22 protein-coding genes are annotated in these 26,935 nt (G+C 35.3%); 9 read left to right on the plus strand and 13 right to left on the minus strand.

Features of this window, described 5'->3' with window-relative positions:
- Window positions 1-57: 57 nt before the first annotated feature.
- The 7 genes from NQ163_RS16600 to NQ163_RS16630 form a co-directional block, all read right to left on the minus strand.
- Complete coding sequence (locus NQ163_RS16600) at window positions 58-1,335, minus strand: DUF4302 domain-containing protein (protein WP_268191454.1); 1,278 nt, start codon at window positions 1,333-1,335, stop codon at window positions 58-60.
- A 78-nt stretch (window positions 1,336-1,413) separates the two neighbouring features.
- A complete protein-coding gene (locus tag NQ163_RS16605; protein ID WP_268191456.1) occupies window positions 1,414-2,298 on the minus strand; it encodes a zinc-binding metallopeptidase in 885 nt (294 codons plus the stop codon).
- An 18-nt stretch (window positions 2,299-2,316) separates the two neighbouring features.
- The gene (locus NQ163_RS16610) at window positions 2,317-3,828 is read right to left on the minus strand and encodes a RagB/SusD family nutrient uptake outer membrane protein (RefSeq protein ID WP_268191457.1); all 1,512 of its coding nucleotides are present in this window, start codon (window positions 3,826-3,828) and stop codon (window positions 2,317-2,319) included.
- 13 nt (window positions 3,829-3,841) lie between these two features.
- Window positions 3,842-7,444 carry a SusC/RagA family TonB-linked outer membrane protein gene (locus tag NQ163_RS16615; RefSeq protein WP_268191458.1) on the minus strand — a complete coding sequence of 1,201 codons (3,603 nt, stop codon included), beginning with the start codon at window positions 7,442-7,444 and terminating at the stop codon, window positions 3,842-3,844.
- A gap of 149 nt (window positions 7,445-7,593) precedes the next feature.
- Entirely contained in the window at window positions 7,594-8,778 is a 1,185-nt protein-coding gene (locus tag NQ163_RS16620) for a FecR family protein (RefSeq protein ID WP_268191459.1), read from the minus strand.
- Window positions 8,779-8,919: 141 nt separating this feature from the next.
- Entirely contained in the window at window positions 8,920-9,438 is a 519-nt protein-coding gene (locus NQ163_RS16625; protein ID WP_268191461.1) for an RNA polymerase sigma-70 factor, read from the minus strand.
- Window positions 9,439-9,739: 301 nt separating this feature from the next.
- Window positions 9,740-11,602, minus strand: a complete 1,863-nt coding sequence (locus NQ163_RS16630) for a tetratricopeptide repeat protein (protein WP_268191462.1) — start codon at window positions 11,600-11,602, stop codon at window positions 9,740-9,742.
- A gap of 198 nt (window positions 11,603-11,800) precedes the next feature.
- Between NQ163_RS16630 and NQ163_RS16635 the strand changes: the two genes are divergently transcribed.
- Window positions 11,801-12,325 (plus strand): hypothetical protein, encoded by a 525-nt coding sequence (locus NQ163_RS16635; protein ID WP_268191464.1) that lies wholly within the window; start codon window positions 11,801-11,803, stop codon window positions 12,323-12,325.
- Between the two features lie 48 nt (window positions 12,326-12,373).
- Here NQ163_RS16635 and NQ163_RS16640 read toward each other — a convergent pair whose 3' ends face one another.
- A complete protein-coding gene (locus NQ163_RS16640; RefSeq protein ID WP_268191466.1) occupies window positions 12,374-12,934 on the minus strand; it encodes a leucine-rich repeat domain-containing protein in 561 nt (186 codons plus the stop codon).
- Between the two features lie 225 nt (window positions 12,935-13,159).
- On the opposite strand from NQ163_RS16640, the gene NQ163_RS16645 reads away from it, so the two are divergent.
- From NQ163_RS16645 to NQ163_RS16655, 3 genes are all read left to right on the plus strand, one after another.
- On the plus strand, window positions 13,160-14,701 hold the full coding sequence (locus NQ163_RS16645) for a YjjI family glycine radical enzyme (RefSeq protein WP_268191468.1): 1,542 nt from the start codon (window positions 13,160-13,162) through the stop codon (window positions 14,699-14,701).
- A complete protein-coding gene (locus tag NQ163_RS16650) occupies window positions 14,676-15,533 on the plus strand; it encodes a YjjW family glycine radical enzyme activase (protein ID WP_268191469.1) in 858 nt (285 codons plus the stop codon). The genes NQ163_RS16645 and NQ163_RS16650 overlap by 26 nt, the downstream gene beginning before the upstream one ends.
- A 239-nt stretch (window positions 15,534-15,772) precedes the next feature.
- The gene (locus NQ163_RS16655) at window positions 15,773-16,162 is read left to right on the plus strand and encodes an FKBP-type peptidyl-prolyl cis-trans isomerase (protein WP_268191470.1); all 390 of its coding nucleotides are present in this window, start codon (window positions 15,773-15,775) and stop codon (window positions 16,160-16,162) included.
- A 56-nt stretch (window positions 16,163-16,218) separates the two neighbouring features.
- Here the strand turns inward: NQ163_RS16655 and NQ163_RS16660 are convergent, their stop codons facing one another.
- Window positions 16,219-16,734 carry a hypothetical protein gene (locus NQ163_RS16660; protein ID WP_268191472.1) on the minus strand — a complete coding sequence of 172 codons (516 nt, stop codon included), beginning with the start codon at window positions 16,732-16,734 and terminating at the stop codon, window positions 16,219-16,221.
- Window positions 16,735-17,192: 458 nt separating this feature from the next.
- Between NQ163_RS16660 and NQ163_RS16665 the strand changes: the two genes are divergently transcribed.
- Window positions 17,193-19,646, plus strand: coding sequence for a DUF294 nucleotidyltransferase-like domain-containing protein (locus NQ163_RS16665; protein WP_268191474.1), 2,454 nt, complete (start codon window positions 17,193-17,195; stop codon window positions 19,644-19,646).
- A gap of 13 nt (window positions 19,647-19,659) precedes the next feature.
- On the opposite strand, the gene NQ163_RS16670 is transcribed toward NQ163_RS16665, so the two are convergent.
- The 3 genes from NQ163_RS16670 to NQ163_RS16680 form a co-directional block, all read right to left on the minus strand.
- A complete protein-coding gene (locus NQ163_RS16670) occupies window positions 19,660-20,328 on the minus strand; it encodes an acetyltransferase (RefSeq protein WP_268191475.1) in 669 nt (222 codons plus the stop codon).
- On the minus strand, window positions 20,288-21,151 hold the full coding sequence (locus NQ163_RS16675) for a 3-keto-5-aminohexanoate cleavage protein (RefSeq protein WP_268191477.1): 864 nt from the start codon (window positions 21,149-21,151) through the stop codon (window positions 20,288-20,290). Before NQ163_RS16675 ends, NQ163_RS16670 begins: the two co-directional genes overlap by 41 nt.
- 200 nt (window positions 21,152-21,351) lie before the next feature.
- Window positions 21,352-21,651 (minus strand): hypothetical protein, encoded by a 300-nt coding sequence (locus NQ163_RS16680; RefSeq protein ID WP_268191479.1) that lies wholly within the window; start codon window positions 21,649-21,651, stop codon window positions 21,352-21,354.
- A 310-nt stretch (window positions 21,652-21,961) separates the two neighbouring features.
- On the opposite strand from NQ163_RS16680, the gene NQ163_RS16685 reads away from it, so the two are divergent.
- Complete coding sequence (locus NQ163_RS16685; protein WP_268191480.1) at window positions 21,962-23,014, plus strand: quinone-dependent dihydroorotate dehydrogenase; 1,053 nt, start codon at window positions 21,962-21,964, stop codon at window positions 23,012-23,014.
- Here NQ163_RS16685 and NQ163_RS16690 read toward each other — a convergent pair.
- A complete protein-coding gene (locus NQ163_RS16690) occupies window positions 23,009-23,470 on the minus strand; it encodes a hypothetical protein (protein ID WP_268191481.1) in 462 nt (153 codons plus the stop codon). The two genes, NQ163_RS16685 and NQ163_RS16690, sit on opposite strands and share 6 nt — an antisense overlap.
- Before the next feature lie 218 nt (window positions 23,471-23,688).
- On the opposite strand from NQ163_RS16690, the gene NQ163_RS16695 reads away from it, so the two are divergent.
- The 3 genes from NQ163_RS16695 (at window position 23,689) to NQ163_RS16705 (ending at window position 26,701) form a co-directional block, all read left to right on the plus strand.
- The gene (locus NQ163_RS16695) at window positions 23,689-24,729 is read left to right on the plus strand and encodes a helix-turn-helix domain-containing protein (RefSeq protein ID WP_268191482.1); all 1,041 of its coding nucleotides are present in this window, start codon (window positions 23,689-23,691) and stop codon (window positions 24,727-24,729) included.
- Between the two features lie 124 nt (window positions 24,730-24,853).
- A complete protein-coding gene (locus NQ163_RS16700; RefSeq protein WP_120241360.1) occupies window positions 24,854-26,347 on the plus strand; it encodes a reductive dehalogenase in 1,494 nt (497 codons plus the stop codon).
- Window positions 26,348-26,410: 63 nt separating this feature from the next.
- Window positions 26,411-26,701: a hypothetical protein gene (locus tag NQ163_RS16705; RefSeq protein ID WP_268191483.1), complete on the plus strand. Its 291-nt coding sequence runs from the start codon at window positions 26,411-26,413 to the stop codon at window positions 26,699-26,701.
- Window positions 26,702-26,935: the final 234 nt, after the last annotated feature.

Here is a 26,935-nt window from a genome sequence, read left to right on the forward strand (position 1 = left end):
TATTTTGAAGTACAAAGGCCAGAGGGCTCACACCCTAATAATATTATTTTAGAATAACTAATTCTGCATACTGAAGAAGATCTCAGGATCGGAATTGCTAACAATGGCACAAGTACCACCATACTCTTTCACAACAAGTGGTACAACAGTCCAACCATTAGCATCGAAAAGTATGTCATACAAAGCTTTCCCCCCTTCATTGGCCATAAAGTCAGCTTCTTCATAGTCCCAACTATCAAAGCCACCATCGTGCATAATCAACTGGTCCTCATCGAATTTTTCGAATTTGGCAATATCAAAACCTACCGAAGTCCAATCATCAAAATATAGTGTAACATCATTCCAAAAATCATAGTATGCAGAAACATAGAAGTAGTTAATCTCTCCTTCTCCCAAGTCATTTAATGCAGAAATTTTTTCCAGAAGCTTCGGACTCAAGTATTCATAAGAATCCCATCCCATATCATAGTACATCTTGGCTGCACCTTTAAACTTACATGGAGCCTCTGCTTCAAAAACAACCTCACCATCAATTCCTTCATTGCTTACAAGAAACTTCTTGTTTTCTGCATCGTAAGCAAAACTTGTTACTTTTTTACCATCAATTACCAAAGGTTCATGTAAATCAAACCCTACAGGTGTAAAGTGAACGCCCATATTTATTACTTCATACTTTCCTTGATCATTAGTAAAAGAAAAATTCAGACGACGCATATCTTCAAAATAGGAAAGCATAAACTTTTGATCACTTCCTTCAACTACCAGATTTCTATAAAAAGGATGAATTCCCTCCTCTTTTATTAACTTGGCCTCCATATCTTTCAATTTGTTGATATTAGTCCAATCTGCCTGCGTTGCCCTAACAAGTACCATCGTGCTCTCATTGGTTTTTCCCTCAAGGTAAATGGTATCTTGGTTTTCGGAAACTCTTTCAAAATAGAGTTCATAGTCTCCTCCCATTCCAACACCTTGTTCTCCAATTTCCGGGTCGGTCATTTTGGAAAAATTGCTATACGTATCAAAAGCCAGTTGTGGTCTCTCAATTGAACTCAATTTGTAAAGCGAAGTTTCTACAGTTTCATTAATATCCCAAGCCACTTTAACCGTTCCATCCTCATTAAAATCAAACAGAAAAGTGAATCCGCCCAATATTTCGGCATTGGGGTAGTAATTGGTTATCCATCCGTTTTCGGCCGAAAGCAACAAGTCTTGATATCCATTTACAGCTTCACCTATTCTAGTATCTGCATCCAGATCAAAAATTCGATCTTCCTCGTTATCACAGGAACTGAACAGTAGTGCAAATCCTGTAAGTATATATAATAATTTCTTCATAATTTTATTTTTTCTATCTGCAATCCCAATGGGTATCAGGATTGCAGAAGATTTCAATTCATACCGTTTTTCTAAGGCTTATTTATTGGCCAGGTTCACTGTAACTTCATGAATATGGGCCTGCAATTCATAAAGATCAATATTCCAAACCTGAAGAAAGTAATTCACTACCATTTCCTCTTTCTGTCTGATTTTAGCTATTCCTTCCTCTTTTTGTTTTAATAGTAGTTCATAATCAGGATCCCAGCTTGATACATATGCACTCTCCACATACTTATTCCACTCTTCACGACTCTTGGTCAACATTTTGGCAATCATTTCTACAAAATCATCATTTGGATTGTTCATGGAATAGGCCGTAATAAATCCCATTACAAGAGCATCTGATTTGCCATAGTTCATCCATGCTGTGGTATATCCCGGAGTGATCTTTTCATACTCTAATGGATACATCACATTCTGATGTAAAATGTGTCCAAACTCATGTTGCATGGTAGAAAAGATTCGGTCCATAATTGTTTTATTGGCTGGGTCAAAATAGTTGATGTCAAATATGGTCACCTTTCTGCCATTTTCGGCTTGTCCCAAAATAATGGAACCGTTTTTATTATAATTATGACTTCCCACAAGTACAAGTAGCTTAGGAACCATCATCTTCACAAAATCTTCCCCACCATACTCAGCGTAAGGATCAATCCAAACGGTCTTCATGGCTTCCAAAAATGGACGAACCTTTTCCAGTTTTGCAGGAGTCAACACTTTACCGTTATCTACTTCGGCATCATCAAAACGGTATTTTACCTCAATATTATAAGGGATAGTAAAATTCTCACGAATCCACTGATCGGTTTCATTTAGTTCAGGGGTGGAAGTGTCAATTAACGACTCTCCCAAATCTTCATCATTACTACAAGAGCCAAATAAAAAGACTCCCAACATTAAAAAGCATATATATTTTTTCATAACAATCATTTTACAAGATTAACGTGGATTAGCGGGTAAACCATTGGCAATAGCTTGTCGTGGCAGCTGAATTACTCTTCTAAGGTCATTTTTAGTTAAAACCATTTCAGATCCTTCGTACATGTGAACCACTTCCATATTAAATCGGCGGATATCGAACCATCTAAGTCCTTCGTGAATAAATTCACGTTTACGTAAATCCAAAATAAAACGGATTACATTAACCTTATCACCTTCAATCGGATAGAATGCTTCAGCATTGTAGGTCTCTTCATAATAAGGAAGATCAGTGTCTGTATAAATGTTATTAATATAATCTACAGTAATATCAGGCGCTGCTCCATTTCCTGTTCTTTTGGTATGAAACGATTTCAAATCTTCAAACGCCTTCCCAAAATCATTATTCATTGCATAAGCTTCAGCACGATTCAACAGCACCTCTTCTGCCACAAACAAAGGACACATCATCATTGGGTAACCGATATTGGCATTTACACCTCCTGCTTTTTTGAAATACTCATCAAATTTTGGAATGTGATGGTTGGAATCATAACCTGCATCAGATGGTCTGTAGGCAAATCCAAATGGGTCGGTACCCCAAGTCCCTGGAAACAATTTATCCTTTATCTCTGAAACAAGGCTGAAACGCCAGATATAATATCCACGAGCCCACACGGTATTTGAACTACATAACAACAAATTGGCTTTTTCGGTAGAACTCACCATTTTGGCCATAATTTCCCCACGTGACATAGTCTGGTACGTACCATTCCAATCTCTTAGCATAAGAGCCGGATCTCCAGTCAACACCTTATCGGCATGCTCAATTACTTTTTCCCACTCACCCTTATATAGATAAAATCGGGACGCAAATGCATTGGCTGCATCCTTTGTAAAATGGTAGGCTGCAACAGAGTAGGCATCATCTCTAATCAGAGTTAAGCCTTCCACCAAGTCTCTTTCTATTTTTTCATATACTTGTTGAACCGTACCTCTTTCATAGTCAGCAAAAACAACCGTTTCCGGCTCCTCAATATAAGGTATTCCCATATCGGAAGATGCTGTAGTAGGATTGTAATGCTTAGAAAATAAATTTACCAGCATAAAATGTGAATAGGCTCTACAAATTAGAGCTTCTCCTTTTTGAGCTGTGTAATCCTCGGGATTTCCTACTTTGGAAATAGCATCCAAGGCTTGGTTAGCATGCGCAATTGCCTCATAACAATTGGCCCAATAGTAGGTTGGTGTATCCTGATCTTCGGTGGTGTGGTCATTCCAAAGATAAGCGTCTCGGTTTTCAGGAACATCATAAACGTAGGGACCTTCAACTTTATCTCCTACCAAATCAGACATTGTTTCTGTAAACTGATGATAGATTGCATTGGGATAAGCCGAAACCAGCAATTCTGTAACCGCTTCTGGAGAATCCAGAGTTGTACGGTTATCTGGCAACTTATCCAGATAGTCGTTACAACCAGACAAGGAAAACAAAAGTCCGGCTGCTAATAAATATATTTTATTTTTTTTCATGATTGATCGATTTTTAGATTCCTAACTTCAATGTAAATGTGTACTGCTTTGGTACAGGCATAGCAACACCCCCTGCCCCAAAGAACTCAGGATCCTGACCATTCAATTTTTTATCCGAATAGATCAAAAACAGATTTGTAGCCTGCAACTTTAACTGCATGGAATTCAAATTCATACTACTCAAAATGCTTTTAGGCAGATTATAGGCTAAAGACACTTCTTTCATTCTAACAAAAGAGCCGTCTGCAACACGGAAAGTTGAGTGATTGTACGCATTGTAAGTACTAATATACTTTCCATCGTAATCTCTTTGAGAAAGAATTACAGGGATATTTGTTTTATCCTCATCTCCTGGTAAAGCCCAGCGGTCGAAGAATTCCTTAGGCATGGCATCCAAATCAGAATAACGTGCTTTGAAAGAAGGATTCAAACGAATCTTGTTTCCAAACTGATAACTCATGTGCACATTTAATCTCCAATTCTTGTATTTAAACAAGTTGGTAAAACCACCGGCTACCTTTGGATCAATAGGGCCTTCATATTTTAGGTAATCAATATTTTCTGACTGGAAATTAATATCTGAAGCAGTTATCTCTCCATCTTCATTATAAAATGTAGGAATACCCTCCTGATTCAAACTAGCAAACGGAATAGAAAATAATCCTCTAACCGGATAACCTTCCAATGCTCCTCCAATACCTCTTACAAGGTCGTAAACAGTTGGTGAAGATTTTAAATTGGTAATCTCATTCTTCATGATAGAGAAATTCAGGTTTGTATCCCAATTGAAATCCTTGGATTTGATATTCTTAGTAGACAACATGAATTCAAAACCTTTTGATTCCATGTCAGCATAATTGGCATATTTCCAATACTGGCCACCAATACCTGAAGTACGAACAGCACTAATCAAATCAAAACCTTTTCTTTGATAGGCATCAAATTCCATATTGATACGATTCCCAAATAATCCTAAATCCAAACCAATGTTGGTTTCATATTGCTTTTCCCAGGTCAATTCAGCATTTTCCAACTCATCAATATACATTTGAGCTTCCTTTTCGGTAGTTAATGGACGATCAGCAATCTTACTCATTAAAATAAGAGATGAATTTCTGGCTGGTCCCATACTGGCAGTCAAACCATAAGTTCCACGAAGTGTCAAGTGTGAAATCACTTTTGAATCTGCCAGAAAATCCTCTGCATGTGCATTCCACGAACCACTCACATTCCAGGTTGGTAACCATCGTGATTTACGCGATTTACCTAGCTGATTAGATCCTTCGTAACGATAGGTCCCATTAACTGTATATTTTCCTTTATATGAATAACTCACTCTTGAGTAAAATGCCATCATTCTGTCAAAAAAGTCGCCCATTTCATAATAGGTAAATCCTCCCTGCAATTGTTGCTTAATGAAACGATAATCTACGAATGGAACTCCTCCTCTATCCCACTGGTAACCAATACCATTAAAATAACTATCGTTACGATCTGCATAACTCAATTCCTGCCCTATAAATACATCTACAATATGAGTTTCGTTATAAGTCTTGTTAAAAGAAATATTGTTACGTAACGAGTAACTCAACATTGTATTATCTACTCTGTTGTAGAAACCACCACGTGGTAGTACTACTACAGGAAGAGCATCAGGATTGTCTAAATCAGTATAAAGGAATTTATTGTATTTTGCCATCTCAGGATCATCGTCTGCACGATAAGCTCTGGCCATATTTGAATTCTCGGTAATTTTGTGCTCCTGTGTAGATTTTACATATCTAAGTGAACCTAGAAAGCTGTATTCAAAATTCTTATTGAATTTATATCCCAAATCTGCTTGTAGTTTCAAATCCAAGACATCAAACTCCAGGTAGTTATTTTTAACCTCTTCGATAATATTAAATGGTGCGTAGTTCATACGGAAATATTCCAATCCACCATTATCATTGTAAGGTCGCAATGCACGAGAAGTATTCAATGCATAAGAGAATGGGTTGATATCAAAATCTCTATCGTAAGATCCATCAATTGGATTCTCTACTCGTTTAAAAGTACCTGGGGCATTCTGCTGACGAAAAGATGCTGTTGTACTTAAACCAATATTCAATTTATCTGTCAACTTTACATTAGCCTTGGCATTGGTCGTGTATCTTCTTACTTTATCGGCTATAGACCAACCATCATCATTATACAAACTGGTTGAGAAGTAGAAGTTCCCCTTATCGGTTCCTCCTGATAAACTTACCGAATGGTTTTGAATGATTGAGTTCTTGAATAATATATCGAACCAATCGGTATTTGCCATTTCATACTTTTGTAAGAATTTAGCACGTGCTTCAGGCGTATTTTGCAAGCCAAATCCTGTTTCCGGATCATAAGAGTTGATTAAGTCATACATTTTTTTGTAAACTCCACCATTCTGTTGACGAGAAATATCGGCATGGTTCAACCATCCTTTTCTTTCTAATTCACGATATGCAGACATTTGCTCTTTAGAGTTCATGATGTTGTAGTCTGAATAGGAAGGCTTCAATCTCATTGTAAATTCACCGGTATATGAAACACTTGTTTTACCAGCGGTTCCTTTTTTGGTAGTAATTACAATTACACCATTCATTGCTCTGGCACCATATAATGCAGTTGCCGAAGCATCTTTCAACACCTCAAAACTTTCAATATCATCAGCATTTAAGCCAGCAACAGCGGAACTTATCAAAGTAGAAGGATCACCGGAAGACAGCTCGTCCGCTGAAACATCCACAACATCTTCCAATACCATACCGTCAACCACCCAAAGCGGTTTTGAATTACCATAGATAGAAGAAGCACCACGAACACGGATTTTTGGGGCTGCACCAAATGAACCAGAAACATTCTGAACAGTTACACCAGCAGCTTTACCTTCCAACATACGCCCTACGTCAACCATACCATTAACTTTAGCCTCTTCAGCTTTAACGGTAGTGGCCGAACCTGTAAATAAACGTCGATCCGTTTTTCTAAAACCATCAGAAACCACCACAACTTCGCTTAATTGCTCAGAGTCCGTTTTCATGGTAATTTTCAAATTTGTTTGATTGCTTACCACTACCTCCTGAGATTGCATTCCAATAAAAGAAATTACCAATACTGGTTTTCCTGAAGTTGGAATTTCCAATGTAAATTCACCATCGAAATTGGTAGATACACCTGTTGTTGTACCTTTTATTAAAACTGATACACCAGGTAGAGAAAGCCCCTGATCATCTACAACCACTCCAGAAATCTTTCTTGTCTTCTCTTGTTGAGCCTCGCCTGATGGCTGACTTTGTTGTACACTCTTGCGAAGTGTAATCGCTTCTTTCTTGAATTCATATTCAAGTTCACTGTCTTGTAAGCAATGTTTCAGTACAGATTTAACTGTTTCATCCTTTGCTTCAACGGATACATCTTTCACTCCCTCAACATCTTCCGAACTGTAAAGGAAGATCAGGCCTGTTTGTTCATGAATCTCCCACAATACCTGCTCCAGGTCTGCCCCATTCAAGTTAAGGGTAACTCTGGCATCTTGCGCTAAGGTATTTGCCGATACGCTCATCACACTGGCCAATAAAAACAAGGCTAGCATCTTCATAAATAACAACATTTTAAACAACTTTCGGGGTCGAAAGCCGTCGTTCCAACATTTTTTCATAACTTTGTGTTAATTTAGGTTGTACTTAAATTTTTATTTCTGTTACAGCAGAAATATCTGACGCAGGAAATGTTACAGCATTTCCTGTTTTATTTTGCACTAATTAGAATAGTTTTTCCATTTACTTCTACATTTATTTTTCTGGTTAATTCAAACATTTCCATAATTGATTCAATTTCTTCGTCCTTGTTAAAATGACCTCCAAAACGAAGATCTTTTACCACTGGATTCATGTAAAAAACTTTTAAATCATACCAACGAGTTAATTCATTCATGATATCTTCAAGTCTCTTTGCCTTAAACAAAAAAATACCTTCCTTCCATGATGTAAACAGATCTACATCAACATCCTGAACAAGTATTCCTCCCCTTTTATCATCAACTACAGCCTGTTGTCCAGGTTTGAGTAAGGTAGATTTCCCAATATCGGAAGCATTTACCTTCACACTCCCCTCAACCAGAGTGGTGACAATTTCATTTTCATCACTGTAAGCTTTTACATTAAATGAAGTTCCCAAAACCTCTATTCTGGTTCCTGACACATTCACTAAAAATGGATGTTCCCTATCTTTGGCTACCTCGAAGTAGGCCTCTCCGGTTAATTCCACTTCCCTTGTTTTACCAGAAAATTTGGTAGGAAATTTCAATGCACTCATCGAATTCAAATAAACTTTGGTTCCATCGGTTAAACAAAGCTGATAATTGGCTCCATTGGGAATTTCTACAGTATTATAAAGGACCTTTGATTTCGCATTTGCTTTATTCTGATATTTCAGACTACCTGCATCTCTTTCAATCAAAGTCCCATCTTTCTCTTTCAAAGCAACATTTTCTTCATTCTCAAGGTTTACTTTGCTGCCATCTGCTAAAATTAATCTTGCCTTTGGTTTCGATTGTTTTGAACTATTGACTTGTGTATACTGTTGAGGCAAGTTGGAAAGGTCATTGTATATATAGTATCCAATACCAGATAAAAACAGAGAAATCAAAATAACCGCCGCATATCTTAAAACTGTTTTAAAAACGTCAATGCTTCCATTTGGTTTAATGGTAGATTCGAATCTATTCCAACCTTCAGTAGTATTTATTTGATGCAAGCGTTGATCCCAATCCAAAAATTTTTCACGATTGCGAATGCGATAATACAAATCAAGATTTTCTTTGCTTTCATTCAACCAATGGTCTAACTCAAGTTTCTCTTCTCTGGTGAGTTCATAATTCACCTCTCGAGCAATCAATTGAGATATTCTTATGTGGTGGTCAATTTTATCCATTTAAAAATATTTAGTGCTAAAACAATTCAGAAATAAAAGTGGGTGGGTATCAACTTATTTTTTTGCAAAAAAAAATGCCAGAGCTCATATAAGCCCTAACATTTAATAATTATTCAACCCTTTATAAGTATAACAATGTCATCATAAAGACACTAAAATCATCAAGATAACAACAACATCCTGTAATCTTAATCGAAGTAAACGATATGCATTGGCCTTTACAGATTTTACCGTGTTTACTGAAATGCTTAATCGTTCAGCAATTTCTGGATTTTTTATCCCTCTCATGCTCATTTCAACTACGCGTTTCCCCTGTGATGGTAAAACTTCTATGGCATCATGAATCGCCTTGTAAGTTTCCTGTTCTATAATATGATCTCTATAAAATAAGTCTTTCTCCATAGCTTGTAAACTGTAGTCTAAAACAATTTTATTGTGTTTTAAATAATTCAGACAATTGTTTCGTGTTACAGTATACAGGAAAGCTTTAACCGCATTTTGATTCTTGAAATCATCCTTTCCTTTCCAAAGCTTAATGAAAGATTCTTGAACCATATCTGCTGCCACATCTGAATCTTGAACATACTTTTGAGCAAACAAACACAGCATGGGGTAAAAACTTTCAAAAAACTGTCGGAATTCTTTTGTCTTCCTTTTCACTCTGGCTGGTATTTATTGTTGGTTAATAATTTTTCAAAGAATTCAGAAGCTTTGGGAGACTTCTAATTCTTGCGTTTAAAATTATCTCAACAATTGCGTAAACACCTAACCTACAACACAGACAAAAGGGGTCGCAAGCTTATACCACACCCAGACAAAAGGGGTCGCAAGTTAAAAAGTAGAATTTTAATGATGATTTTTAACCAAGTTTTCTATAAGGACAGATAAAGTTCCAGCATGTAAATCATCACATCCTTTTTTGCAATGTGGTGAACATTTAGAACTTACTTTTAGCATGAAATTAGAATCGATTTATGTATTCAAATAAGCTATCAGTTGACTCTAAACTTAGCTTTTTTCTCAGCCTATATCGACGTTTCTCAATGGCATTAACAGAAATATTTAGGATTCTTGCAATTTCTTTGGCATCCAAATTCAACCTCAGATAGGCGCAAAACCTTAACTCATTTGTATTCAGATCGGTATGCCTATCCAACAAACTCTTAAAAAATCCTTGATGCACCTCCTCGAAATGCATTTTAAATTTATCCCAATCCTGGTCTAGGTGAATGTTACTTTCTATTTCTTGAATCAGCTTTCTTAATGCTATTTTTACCTCTTTACTTTGAGCCAGCAATGCATCTTCTGCGAGTTTTTTAAAACTATTCAGTGTTTCGTTTTTACTTACCATATGCAATGCATTGGCTGCCAACTCTCTCTCTTTGTGTTTTAACTCTGTCTTATACTTGAGTTGCTTCAACCTGTTAATTTCCTCGTTGGCCACCATCTCTTCGTTCAATCTCAAGTTCTCCTGCTCCTTTTCTCTTGTTTCAGCTTCCATTTTTTGCAGGGCCAGCTGATCCATCTGTTTTTCTTGTTCTAAAAGGAGGTTTTTACGTTCCAGATTCGACTGCTTCAGCTTTAGCACCCTTAAAATCAAAACACTAATCACAAGCAAGCCACCCAAAATAATAAGAAGATTTCTCTTTTGTGTTTTTATTCGATCTTGCAAAAACTCTATTTCATTCTCTTTCTTTTCGGTTTCGTATTTTATTTGAATCTCGCTAATTTGCTTCTGAGTTTGCTCATTATAGATTTCATCCTTGTACGAGAGATAAAGTCTTGTATTGCTCAAAGCCATTTTATAGTTTCCAGATAATTCATATGCATTGGCGAGTCCTTCATAGCATTCCATTACACCCGCTTTATCGTGATTTTCAAGTGATATTTTTAGTGCATTTTCGAAAAAATCGATTGCTTTTTCATGTTTCTTATTAAGAATATAATACTGTCCTAAATTTATAGATGAAGATATAATACCACTTTCAAAATTATTCTTTTCCGCAATTTTTAATGCATCCCAATAATCAGTCAATGCCTTATCAAGCTGCCCAACTTTTGAATATATATTTCCTCTATTATTCAAAGTAGATGAAAGTTTCAGTTTATTTCCCGAAGAAATAAAAATAGGAATGGCCTTATTCAAATACTGTAATCCCTCTTCGTATTTTCCAAGTTCGTCGTATATATTCGAAATATTAACTGATGTAAGTGCAATTTGAATTGAATCATTCTCAAGTTCGTAGATACTCAACAATTTAGTAAATAATTCAAGAGCTTTATCGTGATCTTTATATATGGAATAGATGATTGCAATATTATTCTGTAAGCCTATCTCTCTTTCTTTGTATTTTATTAGTTCAGCCTTTTCCAGAGCCTTGAAATAATAGGTTTGAGCTTCTTTGTAGTTCCCTATATGAAAATAGGTGATTCCTATTTCGTTCCAGGCATCTACCAAAGAATGATCTAACTTATTTTCAATGGCAATTTTTTGGGCTTTCTTAAATTTCTGTAGACCTTCAAAATAGTTTCCCAAATTAGAATGTTCACGTCCTAAATATATTAATGCCTTAATTTCGAGATTTGCTTGTTTCAATTTTCTAGCCAAATCAAGAGCTTGTCGACTGTAAAGGATACATTGCTTGGAATCTTTCTCTACAAGACATTCACACAGATTTAATAATATTTCCAGCTTTTCATGTCCTGAAGAACCAATTAATTTTGTTTCCAAACTGTCAAGCTTATTGATTTTTATAGAATGATCCGCATTGGAGTGTGAAATAAATAATATTAGAAGAAGTATTGTTAGTAGAAAGCTTTTCATAGGGCAAGAATTATACAGGTCAAATATATAGATTTAAACCTAGCTTGAAAATAATTTTATCCTTAGGATAGGTAAAAAAGGTCAGTAAGTAAGAGTTGAGTAGATTTAATTTGTTCAATTTCGTTCCACAAAATGATTTTTTTAATACGTGTATTGGTATCCTTAGCTGTCATACTAGTAAACCAAAACAATGAAAATATGAAAGCGAGAATATATACACTATTTTTTTTCCTGATTATATTGGGTATGCAATCGTGCAGCAAATCTGCCCTAAGCGATATTGAATTGACAGATCCATCACTCTTGAAAGTTTCGGTACGAATAGCACAGGATTACAACAACAATAAGGAAGTACAAGTTTTTATCAGGGATAAAAATAGTAGGCCTGTTCAACTGGAAAATGGTTGGGTTGAAGTAAATGGAATTGTTGCTCATTGGGATCGAGCTGATATTCATTCTTTAAATGAACGCGGTTATATTTACCGACCTGATAATTATGAGCATGACTTTCGTATATACATTCATTTGAATCCTCGTGATGTATACTGGTTTGATTTGAATCCATCAACTGGTTTTCCAGGTTTTATTCGCAACTATCCATTACATGATGATGAATTCCATCCTGAATATGATCCATACATCAATGATCACTACAAACTGTATGATATGCCTTTCAGAAATGAAGTTGTTAAAGTAGATTATAAAATTCTAAAACCCAGATAGTAATTGAAAGGTGGCTATTTTTACTCTGTAGTCACCTTTCTTTTTTGATTAAAACAAAAAGTTTTTCACCCTTGACAAATTTTCCTGTGAGTTTTCAATATGATTTTCCATTACATTTAAATCATTAATTACATTGGGTTTAATTAGATGGAAAGGAAAGTATTTTAAACGGTTATTTCTTAGATATATATTCCTTATTGATGTGGAATTTAAAATATTCTCAATGCCTTCGGATAACAAATTATCAGTAAAATCGATTAGGTTTAAAGTATCACAATCTTGAATTAATTCAGGAACTTTAGTAAATAAATTATTTCCCAGATATAACTTTTGAAGCATTGGTAAAGTGCTTATTGATTGAGGTAATTCTTGAATCTGATTGTTGCGAATATCAAGGCAAGCCAAACTCTTAAGTTCTTTAATTTCTTCAGGAATTGATTCCAATTGATTTTCCTGAATATCCAAAACCTGTAAATGTGTTAATTTAAATAGGGCAGCAGGCCAACACCCTTTCAAATTACACTTGGCAATATTTAGGTGGGTAACATGACCATGATCATTTAACTGGTAACCTTTAATCAACCAAGTCACTTTTCTTACTTGTTTCAAGTTTCGGTTAATTTGATCACTTAATTCCTCAATAATTTTCACATCCTCCATTTACGCTATGCAAGTTAATTTCTTAGCTGCAAAATAGTAAAAACTTAATAGGTGAACCAAACAAAATATTCATTCTTAATATATTTTCTGATTTCTTATACCGCCCTGCATTCTTTTGTATATTTTTGAGGCATTAAAATCCGTTGGATTGAAGAGAATAAAGAAAGTAGAAGAATGGAAGAGATCAAAAATAGAGTATTACAAGTTCTAAGCGATGGCAATTTAGATTATCGACAAAAAAAGCATCATTTGGCTTATATTGCAGAAAGCACACAGGATTATCCTGATATCTTAAAAGAAGCAACTGAAGCCTTAAATGAGAAAATTATTTGCGATTTATTTGAAGGTAATGCTCCTTATCGTCCCAGATATGTTCTTCCTGATTATGCTTATGCCTTAAAAAATGGAGTAAACTATCTTGAATTAGAGCCTCCTACAAATTTCGATGAGGCCATTAATTTTCTATCCATACTCTATCTTCAGGTTCCATCCATTACAGGTTATTCTGTCTATCTAGGAGATATCGACACATTACTGCTTGACTATGTTGGTGATTTGTCAGAAGATAAAATCTACAAAAAGATGAAGCTTTTTTGGCGATTTATTGACCGAACACTCCCTGATGCTTTTGTTCATATCAACATAGGACCAGAGGACAATGTAATTGCCAGAGTAATTTTAAGAATTGAACGGGAATTAAAACAGGTTGTTCCGAACCTTACATTGAAATATGATCCGGAAATTACATCCGATGAACTTTTGCTTGAGGCCAGCAAAACCGTATTTGAAGTAGCAAAACCTCATATTGCCAATCACAAGATGACTGCTGCTGATTTTAAAGGAGAATATGGTGTAGTGAGTTGCTACAACTCTTTGCCTGTAGGTGGTGGTTCTCATACTCTTATTCGTTTAAATCTTAAAAAGATAACGGATTTACACAGTGGTAATGCTGAAAGTTTTATATCAGGCACATTGAAAAAATATTGTGAGATGACATTGGATGTTATCGAAGCAAGAAGCAAATACCTGGTAGAATGTGTTAAGTATTACGACACGGATTTTCTTGCCAAAGAAGGAATTATTTCCCTGGATAATTTCTCAGCTATGTTTGGTTTTTATGGACTTGCCGAATGCGTAAACCAATTGATGAAACGCTGTGGTAAAGAACTTTGCTATGGAAAAGATGAAGAAGCCAATCAGCTTGCTCATCTTATTTTGGAAGAAATGAAGAAAATTGTAGATGCAAGGGAGCTTCCTTACTGCAAAGCAAATAATGGCAAAGCTTTTTTTCATGCTCAATCGGGTATCGATATTGATATAGAGGAAACTGCAGGAGCTCGAATTCCAATTGGAAGTGAGCCTGACATCTATTCACATATCAATACTGTCGCTCCACATCATCACCTGTTTAATGGAGGAATTAGTGATATTTTCCACTTTGATGAAACCGTAAAAAGAAATCCTGCAGCAATTCTGGATATTATCAAAGGAGCGTTTAGAAAAGGCATGCGAATGTTTACCTTTAATTTATCGAATGGTGAATTTATCCGTATTACTGGCTATTTGGTTAGAAGAAGCGATTTAAAAGAGTTCCGGGAAGAAGGATCGAGATATGGCAGTGCTCTGTTTGCGGCCAATTCTATGGACAATGCCAATGTTGACAATCGTGTTTCGAAACGAGTAATTTCCAATGAGCAAGTTGCAGGCAAATATTAGTGGAATCATCAAATCGAGTGTGATTGATGGACCAGGCAATCGCATGGTTATTTTCTTTCAGGAATGTAACTTAAACTGTATGTATTGCCACAATTCCCACACCATAGGATTGTGCAATTTGTGTGGTACTTGTGTGGATACATGTCCCACCAACAGTTTGAAGATTGATTCCGAAAACAAACGCATCATCCACAATGAAAACACCTGTACTCGTTGTGATGAATGCATTAAAGTTTGTCCTGAAAACAGCAGCCCATTTTACAAACAAATGTCGGTTGAAGATGTTATTTGTGAAATTCTTGAAGTAAAGGATTTTATTTCGGGCATTACCGTATCAGGTGGTGAAGTAATGCTTCATGCTCCATTCTTAAGCTTGTTATTTCAGGAAATCAAATCCCATTCTGACTTAAAACATTTATCCATTTTAATTGATTCCAACGGGAATATCGAGCAGGAAAAATGGAACTCTCTCCTCCCCTTAATTGATGGCGTGATGCTGGATATCAAGGCATATTCTGCTAAAACACACAAGCAAATAACAGGCTATTCTAACGAGAAGATCTTAAAATCAATTGAATATTTAAACGATAAAAACAAGCTAAAGGAACTTCGTTTTGTTTTGACTCCCGATTACAATAATGACGAAAGTGAATTGCGAGAAATTGCCAAACTAATGAAATCGGTATCTCCTAATGTTGGAAAAACTTTAATTAAGATGCGAAATTATGGCATCAGAAAAGAGTTTTCTTTTTTAAGAGAAGCAAGCAGTGAAGAAATGAATTTTGCCAAAAATATTTTTGTGCAAGCTGATATAGATATTCTTGTGATATGAAATCATATTTTACCACCGGTATATCAACAAATACAAAAGCAGCAAAGGAATAATAAGTAGAAAGCCAAACCATGCATTTGATTTGTTCTGACAAACCATCATGTACTTGGGTCTCTCCTTTCCTGAAATTAAAGATTGTATATACAGAATTGCAAAGCGAATTGCTCCTCCAACAAAACAAAAAATAGGATGCATGATTTTAATATCTAATTTTGTTGTTGCAAGATAGTACTATTATCATGAAGAGAAACAAATTTAAGCAACTTAACGAGAAAGAGATTCTAGCATATATCTCAAAACATCAGCTTGATGCACAAAGAACAGAATCAGGTTTGCACTATGTAATTGTAAGCAAGGGAGAAGGCAAAAGCCCCACTCCTGAGAGCAATGTCTCAATTGCTTATATTGGTTACTTGACCAATGGCAATATTTTCGATAAAAGTGAAAACCTGGAAATTAACCTATCGGTAGTCATCGAAGGTTGGAAAGAAGGCTTATCCTATTTTAAAGAAGGTGGAGAAGGAATTTTAATCATCCCATCACATTTGGCCTATGGAAGTACTGATTATGGAGCCATTCCTGGAGGTTCCGTACTGATATTTGATATTGTTCTAGGCAAAGTTTTTTAGTACAAAAAAACCTGACAAAGAATATGTCAGGTTAAATTTTATCAATTAGAACAGCTTTAGATTCTTTTCATCATGTGTTCAATTTCTTTAATTTGAGCTGAAAGCATTTTTTGTTTATCTAAGCTCTTGGCTTCCTGCAAGTAATACTTTGATAGCTTCTTGTTTCTTCTGGATAGATAAATGCCTGACAAATTCAAATTCGCAACCGCTTTATCCGTTTTCATTCTTAGACCGATATTTAAAGCCTTTTTAAACTGCTTTTCTGCCTGATTGTTTTTATGCTCTTGCGAAAAAATCAATCCAGATAAATAGTAGTAATATGCCTCTTGGCTTTTGATCATTCTTTCAGGATGCTTCACTCCACTCAGCACTTTACCTGCAGACTGAAATTTATTTTTTCTAAGAAAATAGAAAGCAATCAAGTTTTTCTCGTTCTTAAAATGCAACAATACAAATAATCCCGATAGCAGTACAGCAAGTATACCTAATCCAATGAAACTTTTAATAAACAGGAAGATTGAACCCAACAGTAGAATCCCAGCAATAATCAATCTTATAATCTTACTCAACATGATGTGTAAATTTTAAATTTGCAATACAAAACAAGTCATTTTTTGTTAAAAACCAAGAGTACACAGCCTGTGTTTTACTATTTAATATTCTTTCTATTTAAACCCAAGCTTTCTATTGATATTACAAGTATTTGAATGCGAGTCATCCACATACACAATATGCTTTTTCGCATTAGTAGCTCATGTTTTCAACTATGGCTTATAAATGGTATTTATAAGCAGTCAGCATTGTGAATTATTGAATTGCTTCATTACTTTGTTAATATAATATCTATGATGCAAATTGAAATGACCCCATCAAACAATCATATTCTTTTGAAATTCCCTATTGTTTTTTCAATTCAAATGCAAGCAGTCAGCTTTAATCATATATTGTATGAATCCGACTAATAAGTTTTACTATATTTACCTGAATACTAAAAGTAGGTTTTCTCTACTACTTCCAAATTTTTAATTGCATGAAAAAAGCCAATAATAAATTTATTTACAGCATTGTAATTCCTACAATTTTAGCAATCTCAATGTTTGTGATCACCTTCTATATTATCCTTATTCCTTTATTCGAACGCAGTATGATGGATCGCAAAAAGGAAACAATTTCCGAATTAACCAATGCTGCGTGGAGTGTATTATCGGAATATCAGGAAGCCTACCTCAATGGTGAAATTAATTTGTTGGAAGCACAGGAAAAAGCATCTGAACACATTGGGAAAATGCGATATGGTAACGAACAGAAAGATTATTTCTGGATTATTACCAGTAGTCCAAAAATGATCATGCATCCCTATCGTCCAGACCTTAACGGCACCGACCTTTCTAATTTTTCAGACAATCACGAAAATAAACTCTTTGTGGATGCTGCCGAACTGGTAAAAAATGAAGGAGAAGGTTTTATTCAATATTACTGGCAATGGAAAGATGATGCCTCTAAAATATCTCCTAAACTATCCTATGTAAAGGGATTTTCTGAATGGAATTGGGTTATTGGTACTGGCATTTACCTGGATGATGTTGAAATGGAAATCAGCCAACTGAAGAAGACATTATTAAAAATATCTTTCACCATTATTCTTTTTATTGCAGTCATTTTACTGTATGTGCTTCGCCAAACAAGAATTATTGAGGAAAAAAGATTAAAGGCTGAAAAACAATTGCTTTTATCCATTCAGAAATACAAAAGCCTTGTAAATGCCTCTACCGAAGGGACATTAATGTTAGTGGATGAGAAAGTAGTTTTTGCCAACAATAAGTTCACAAAGTTATTCGATAATGAAAACATAGTAGGATCCAATTTCTCAAACTTGTTTAAGATGAGCTGGACCGATTTGGTAAGCAAAATCGAGAACCCACAGAAAACCTCCACTTTTGAAACGGAACTGGTAAATGCTCAAGCGGGTCTCGAAACTGTTGTAATTTCCGTTACACAAATCACGCTGTCAGGCGAAGTAGGGTACATTATTGTTGCCAAAAATGTAACTGAAAAAAAGCGTTTAAGATTAGATGCCAATAAAATGTCGGAAGACATTCAGCTTTCCCTGCAATTGATGAATCAGCCAATTGATAACCTGATTCGAAAAAATGTATGCTGCAATATACAAACTCCTATTCATGAAGTTGCCAAATTGATGACTGCGCAGGAATGCAAGCTCGTTTGTGTAAAAGAAAATGATGAGGTTATAGGTATTATTACAGATACAGATTTAAGAACCAGAGTATTGGCACAGGAAAAGAGTACCAATAAAATGGTAGCTACCATTATGTCTGCGCCTATTGTAAGTATCAATCAAGATGCATTATTATACGAAGCAATTTTACGATTTAAGCAAAAAAACATATCGCACCTTTTGATTGAAAACAATTATGGTGAAATAGTTGGGAATATAAGTAGCAGACAATGTCATGAAATGCAGCAAAATTCCTTAACTCATTTAATCAATCAGATTAACGAATGCAGCACTGTGGAGAGCATCAAGCGCATACACAATAAAGTACCAATATTAATTCAAGCTGTTTTTACCAGCTCTGATAATATTAATAGTGTTTCCCGTATTATTACCTCTATAGCCGATACCATTACTTCCCGAATTATAGAATTGGCAATACAAGAGGTTGGGCCTGTTCCATGCAATTTTGCCTTTATTACCATGGGCAGCGAAGGACGTGAAGAACAAAGTTTAAAAGCCGATCAAGATAATGCCATAATTTTTGATATGGATAGCGATGAAAACAAATCCTACTTCTTGAGACTATCCGAAATCATTAATGAAAACTTACATGCCATTGGATACTCGCGATGCAAGGGTGATTTAATGGCTGGTAATCCTGAATGGTGTAATTCTATCGATGTTTGGAAAAACTATTTCTCGAAATGGATTAACAATCCGGATATGCCTAATGTTTTGGATAGTTCAATTTTTCTTGACTTAAGAAACATTTATGGCGACAACAAGTTGGTAGATGATCTTTTTGAACATGTATATGCAGAACTGGATCATAATCTTGATTTTTATAATCAACTGGCTAAAACTGTAATTGGAGTAAAACCAATCATGGGCAAAAAATCTGTTAATATTAAAAAATATCTACAACCCATTATTGGATATCTTAGAATACATGCACTTCACCATTCAATCCGGGAAACAAATAGTTTGCTGCGATTGAATCAATTGATGGCATTGGGTGTTATCCCCGAAAAAAGTGCTGAAGAAATCGAGGCCATGTATAACTTTCTGATGCATTTAAGAATTAAATGGCAAGTAAACTTAATACTAGATAATGATTGGCCTGAAAATGATGTATTGCTTAAAAATCTGACTGAAATAGAAAAAAATTCTTTAAAAAGTATCGAAAAAGAGATTGCATCTCTTCAGGATGATCTAAAATCTGCATTTAAGATTTCAGAATACCAATAAACAGTTCTGGCTTTTAAAAGTTCCAAATATCATTCTTTCGGATCAGCTTGCAAGGGTTTCCGAAAGCAATGCTGTTTGCAGGAATATCTTTGGTTACCACACTCCCCATACCAATAAATGTATTATCGCCTATCTCAACATTGTTCTTAACAATTGCACCGGAACCTATTTCACATGCTTTTCCAATCTTTACATTTCCTGAGGTGATAACTCCCGGATTAATATCAGTAAAATCGCCAATGGAATTGTGATGTCCTATTTTTGCCCCTCTTTTAATGCTAACGCCAAAACCTATCTTCGTTTGAGCACTAATCACACATTGATGATCTATTAACAGCGCTTTTTCAAGCTTGCTACTAACACTAACAATTGACGAATCTGCAATCAAATTATCGTAATCATCTCGTTCCAAAACCTTGGAAAAATCCTTGTAAACCGGGTATTTATTCTTAGGACTAGCCAAACCAAATAGAATTGGAAGCTTACGGTTTACCCTCTCAATTGCTTGTACCTGAAAATGAATTTTTTGAAGCCAATCATTAGCTTTGGTCTCCAATTCCATATTCAGGAATACATCAAAGGCAATTTCCTTCTCATGATTATGGTAGAGTAAATCGTGAATCACACAAATCCAATTGGGATCAAATCCCATTAACTGATACACATCTCTTTTTAACGCCATCGTTTCTAAATCCTAGGTTCCCAAATTCTTTAGGTGAAAAATACTGCTTGCCGTGAATTGAAATTAAAGAATGGATACGTTGAACCAGTTCTATATTCGTTGCTTTACGAGATCTGCTTTCATCCCACCAAATGTTATCCTCAAGTCCAACTCTTACTCCATATCCCATTGCAACTGCCGCTGCGTTTACTCTTAACTGATCAGCGGCTAATCCAGCTAATCCAATAAAATGATTCTCCGGAATATCAGAAACGGCTGTTCCTATTTGCTGAAAGTTTGCCTGAAATCCGGCAATATTTCCAAAAAGTAAGTTCCAATAAAACGGGCCTTCAATAATTCCTTTTTTAATTAGATATTTTCCGTAATTGATCATCCCCAAATCAAAGCATTCCATTTCTGTGTTTACGCCATAATCTTTCATTTTTTGAGCCAAGCGCTGAATCATATCAGGAGCATTTACTGATGCTTGTTTCACAAAATTCAAGCTACTCAGTGTCAGGGAACACATATCAGGTTTTAGCTCTATTACTTCAGACCTTTTCTCAAATTCAGGAAAATTTCTTCCTGAAGTACTGCCACAAATTATCAAATCAGGACAATGCTTGCGTACTCCTTCAAATATGTCACGATATACATTTCTAGTATAGGTCGGAATGCCATCATCTTCGCGTGCATGCAAATGAACAATGCTTATTCCTATTTCGTAAGCCTCATGGGTTTGTTCTATAATTTCTTGTGGCGAAATCGGCACAAATGGAGTCATGTCCTTGGTAGGTACCATACCAGTTGGACAAAAATTTATAATAATCTTATTGTTATTCATCTATTGTATGGTTAATGGTGTACTATTAAATATACAATATTTTTCTTTTTTTCAGCAATCAAAACAAGCTTAACTACTCGGTCTTTCAATACTTTAACTATTATTAAACAAGATTCATTAGAGAACGTATTATGCAATACTTCGCAAAAAAATCCCCTTTTTCTTAGAAAAAGGGGAAAGCATATCTTATTCAATTTTCTTTATTCAACTCCAATGGATATTCTGAATTGAAGTGCTTTTTCGCGAAAATCATCGAACTCTCCATATTCAATAAACCTGCTTACTCTACCATTACAGATCTTGCAAGTACCTTTTATCAGGATATCGTTCATATCATTCAAAAAATTTTCTTTTACATCTACCCCTTTGGTACACATCTCCTTGCAATGCACACAATATGTTCCTTCCTGGACAATATAGTTGTAAGCTGCTTTTTCCTCTTCATCTAAAAGAACATTTAGTTGAAATTGATTGAGCTTAATCTCTTTAAATTTACTCATTATATGATACTTAGCCTATTTAAAGTAGTAATTCCCAAAATTTAAATTGTATCACGAATTTAGGAATATTCTGACTTATGACAAATTTTTCCCGATGCTTTTTAAAAGCAATTTGGATATATTATAGGTAAAATAATGAGCTTATCATTAATTGCAGCTAAATCATTGGAAAAGCACAACGGTTAAATCAGTTACATTTTTTAAATTTAGGAATATTTACATATCATTTGTATAAGCTTTATTTAAATCGGACACAAAACTCTTTTTCTTCAAAATATCCTATTATCTTTGTATAAAATAATATTACAAAATGAGTTTATATCGCCTAATTATACGTCCTCTATTAATTCAATTCGATGCTGAAAAAATACACAAGTTTACTTTTTCGTGCTTAACACTTTTTCAAAAGATTGCCTTTATTCGCAAAATTTCTTCACTATTCCTTACCAAAAATCATCCTGAATTGGAACGTGAGCTATTTGGTTTAAGATTTCCAAACCCCGTTGGTTTGGCAGCCGGATTGGATAAAAATGCTGAAGCTTTCGATATGTTGGGTAGTATGGGCTTTGGTTTTATCGAGATTGGAACTTTAACCCCAAAGCCTCAAGATGGAAACCCAAAACCTCGCCTGTTCCGATTTGTAAACGACAAGGCAATTGTGAACAGAATGGGTTTTAACAATGATGGTGTGCTGGAAGCAGTAGAAAGACTAAAAAAGAAAAAAACAAATGTTATTATAGGTGGAAATATTGGTAAAAATAAAGTTACTCCTAACGAACTTGCCAGCGATGACTACATAAACTGTTTTGAAGCCTTATATCCATATGTTAATTACTTTGTTGTGAATGTAAGCTCTCCTAACACTCCAAACCTTAGGGCATTGCAAGATAAGGAACCATTAAAAGATCTTTTGAATAAATTAATGGGATTGAATAAAATCAAAAAGAAAACGAAACCCATTCTGCTTAAAATTGCTCCCGATATTAATGAAGCCCAACTGGATGATATCATAGAAATCGTTCAGGACACTAAAATTGCAGGTATTGTGGCTACAAACACAACTATTTCAAGGGATGGCTTGAGCTATTCCGAAAAAGAAATTGAAGCGGTTGGTGCCGGTGGTTTAAGCGGAAATCCTTTAAAGAAAAAATCTACAGAAGTAATACGATACATACATCAAAAATCAAATGGCAGCATTCCAATTATTGGTGTAGGTGGTATAATGACTGTAGAAGATGCTCTGGAAAAGTTGGATGCCGGAGCCTCATTAATTCAAATTTATACTGGTTTTATCTACAGCGGACCAAGTTTAATTAAAGAAATTAATAAGGCTTTAATCAAAAGAGCTAAAGTTAAGCTATAATATTTCTTCAATTGTATACGATTGATCTTTGAAGATAATCTGGTCTCCTTTTTGTTTTCCCTTAAAAGCTTGTACCAAATCGGATTGAAATGACACAATAAAATAGTTCTGTCCATGCAATTCCATTTGCCCCAACCCCGCCAAAATATAAAAAGATATTTTGTTGGTGATTACCAATGAGCCCAACTGCACAGTTTTATTTTTTACTTCAGGATTAATTCTATCGACAATGCTTTTAAGTTTTTGGTTATTTGTCAATTGTCGCATCACCTTTTCTTGCTCCAGGTGCATCATGGCTCTGCCCGTTTCATGCTTATCTCCAGCTGTACTTTTGCTTTCGCTCGCCACTGATTCTTTTAATGCGGATATCGAATTATGGTTTGCTTTGATTTTCGATTGAATTAGTTCCTGCGCCTTATTGTACAAGTCTACTTTTAATGTGTTTGGTGTATTCATTGTTGTATTCCAATTAAGAAATCAAATGTACTAATAAGAAATAGCAATCCCGATTAAGATTGAAAACAATCCTCTGTTCCTTCTCAAACTTTAAATCAAGTCAAGCTATTTTGCGATTTTTTAAAAAATACTTTACTTTTCGAAAAATCTAAACTAGCACTTATTCTCTTATGAATATTCCCTATTTGATCCTTTTTTGCTCAGCCCAAATTATTGGTTTGATCCTGATATTGCTACGCAAAAAATTCAGAACTCTACCTAACTTTATCTTAAAGCTCATATTTATTAATATTATATTTCACTACGTTTATTACTATTTCTTTTACAAAGGTTTTATTGCTTTAGATTCAAACTGGCCTTATAGCGTAGTTCCCATTGCCACAATGGCTCCAATGGTGGTATATTACTATGTAATGTCGGTATTGTATGGAAAACTTAAATTCACCAAAGTTAGTTTATTACACATTCTCCCATTACTAGTAAATGGATTCATATTTATTTTATATCTGAATACCAACTCTTTAAAAAGTACATACTTACTGATTGCCAAAAACATTTTGGTTTCCCTTTACATTATTTACCCTTTCCTGATTTTAAAGATGATTGGGAATTTTTACCAAATCAAAGGCATGTCGCTGAGTATATTCAATTACAACAAGAAAAGAACAAGCTTGATTAAGCTGCTATGCTTCATGATGAGTGTGCATTTTGTTATTCTGGAAATTAAAACCAACCTCCCACTTTTTGTCACAGGTTCTGCACCCACCATGGATATCATTAACCTTAGTTTTTTGATGCTTTTGGGCTATGCAATATCATATGTAATTGTAAGTGAACCCCGAACTCTGCATTTAAGCACCGAAAAAGTGGGTTTAGGTGGATTTAAAAAATATGACAAATCGAAGCTTACTCGCGAATTGGCTGAAAGGAATGTGATCAAAATGAATCAAATTATGGAATCTGAAAAACCATATCTTGATCCGGAGTTGAATTTATCGAGTTTCTCACAACAATGTAACATCTCTTCCCATGAAATTTCTGAAACCATGAATGGATTAATGAATCAAAGTTTTAATGATTACATTAACAATTACAGGGTGGAAGAATTTAAACGTTTGTCGAAACTGGAGGCATACAAGAACTACACCATATTGGCATTGGCATTCGAGGCCGGATTCAAATCGAAAGCTACCTTTAATGCCGCTTTTAAAAAACTCACCAATAAAACACCTTCTCAATATCTGAAAGAACTCGATTAGTTTTTCGATTTAAAATGAGGAGATTGATGGTACGATAAAATTGGAATACGTCCGAAATTATTGGTTTTGTCGCTATATCAATGTTTTAGATGCAGCTTTGAACTGTAACAAAAACATTGACGCAATGAGTAAAAACGAAAATTCATCAAAATTAAATCGAAGAGATTTCTTTAAAATTGGAGGAATAACAGCCGCTGTTGGTGCGGGTGCCTTAACTACTTTACCGCAAAAAACTGCAGCCAAAGAATTGGACAAACGTCTTGTGGATAAAATTGTAACCACACATGATGATTTTCCTGCAGAAGTACGATCAGACTATGTTCCACCGCGAAATTGGGATCATGTGCAAGCCCGATCGTTTTTCGTGAACGAAATACGAGCCATTGGCGAAACTGTAGAGGATGATATTGTTGCTGACGGACAAGCATTTGTTCAGAAAATGAACTTTGCTTACGATAACGACAAAATCGGTTACAACCAAGCTGATAAAGCCTTAATGGCTGGTGCCTGGGCCATGAATAATTATGCTGCAGGTCCAAGTCCGGCTGCAGTGCCAAACTTTGGAGTAAATTCATGGGAACAGCGTACTGATAAGGTGCAATTTGCTCTGTTTGATAACGACTATGTTGTAAAAGAGAAATACCAATTCGAAAACAAACAAGAGGCAGCCAATCAAATTAAAAGAGCAGCAAAACTTTTTGGTGCTGATTTGGTAGGAATTACTCGAAGAGATAAAAGATGGGATTACAGTAAATTCCTGAATCCAGTTCCTCCTTTATTTAGAAAACCATTGTTGGCTCCTCCTAGTAAGGAGCAAATGGAAGAACTTCACAATTGGGGTCCTGATAAGTTTGTTACCGATTGGAGTGACTTTCCTTTTGAACCAAAAACAGTGATTGTATTGGCTTTCAATATGGATTACGAGGGAATTTCCACCTCTCCTTCCTTTGTAGGAAGTGCTGCTGCAGGAGCGGGCTATTCTGAAATGGCAAAAGTTCCTTATCAGTTGGCTGTATATCTTAAAAACCTGGGATTTAATGCTGTATCTGCCGGTAACGATATGGGATTGAGTGTGCCGTATGCCATTGCTGCAGGATTGGGAGAAGCTTCAAGACTGGGACAAGCTGTTACTTATAAGTATGGTCCTCGTGTTCGACTGGCAAAGGTATATACCGATTTTGACTTTGTAGAATACGACAAACCAAAGTCATTCGGTGTAATGGATTTTTGTAAAAACTGCATGCGCTGTGCCGATGCTTGTCCAACCAAAGCCATCTCCTATGACAAAGAACCATCATTTGAACCAACTCACGACAACAAAGACAATGCCTGGTACAATCAAAAAGGAGTTAAAAAATACCATGTTGATGCAAAGAAGTGTTTCAAACTATGGGGCGAATTAGGTGATGATTGTGGAATGTGCATGGCTTCATGTCCATACAATAAACCAGATTTTTGGCATCACCGATTGGTAGATAGTATTACAGCAGCAATGCCTGGTCCGGTGCACGACTTAATGCGCGAAATGGATGAGCTCTTTGGCTATGGTAATGTTGAAGACAAGGAATCTATTAAGAAATTCTACAGTCCTAAAGGCAAAAGCTACGATGGACATTAATGCCTTTTTTACGGATTACTTACTACAGCAATTCATATTTATCACATTTTAAAAATCAAACACATGATATTTACAGGTATAGAAATATTGTTTTTTTCCCTGGGCGTAGTCACAACTCTTGCCATGGGACTAATATATTATTACAATCAAAAATTGAAATTTAATATCTCTACATGGATGAGCAGCTGCATTGGAGTGTTCTTATTCATATTTGGTATCGCCTGGTCCTTTAGCTCAATACTGGAAGGTGAGCCCAGAGCAGCGAGTATGGGATTAATCGTTTTCGTGATTCCTTCGCTCATACTGCTTCTTTTATCAAGGAAACTGGCATTAAAAAAAGCGGCAAGCAAATAGTTTTTGTTTCAGGAGATTCGGAGTCATAGATACGTATGGCTTCGAATCTCCATTCATTTGGATTCAATACAGTACATGAACCGAACATGTAAATTCAATCATATAATTTACACACAGGTAAATGATTGAATTTCTTGTGATCCCGAAAGCTTTCCCTTAGGTTTGCATAGTCATGGTTAATACAACTGATTTTGTAGTTTAGTGGTGATTAACCAGTCAGCAGAAGTAAACTAA

The organism is Marinifilum sp. D737 (assembly GCF_026672275.1).
GTDB lineage: Bacteria > Bacteroidota > Bacteroidia > Bacteroidales > Marinifilaceae > Marinifilum.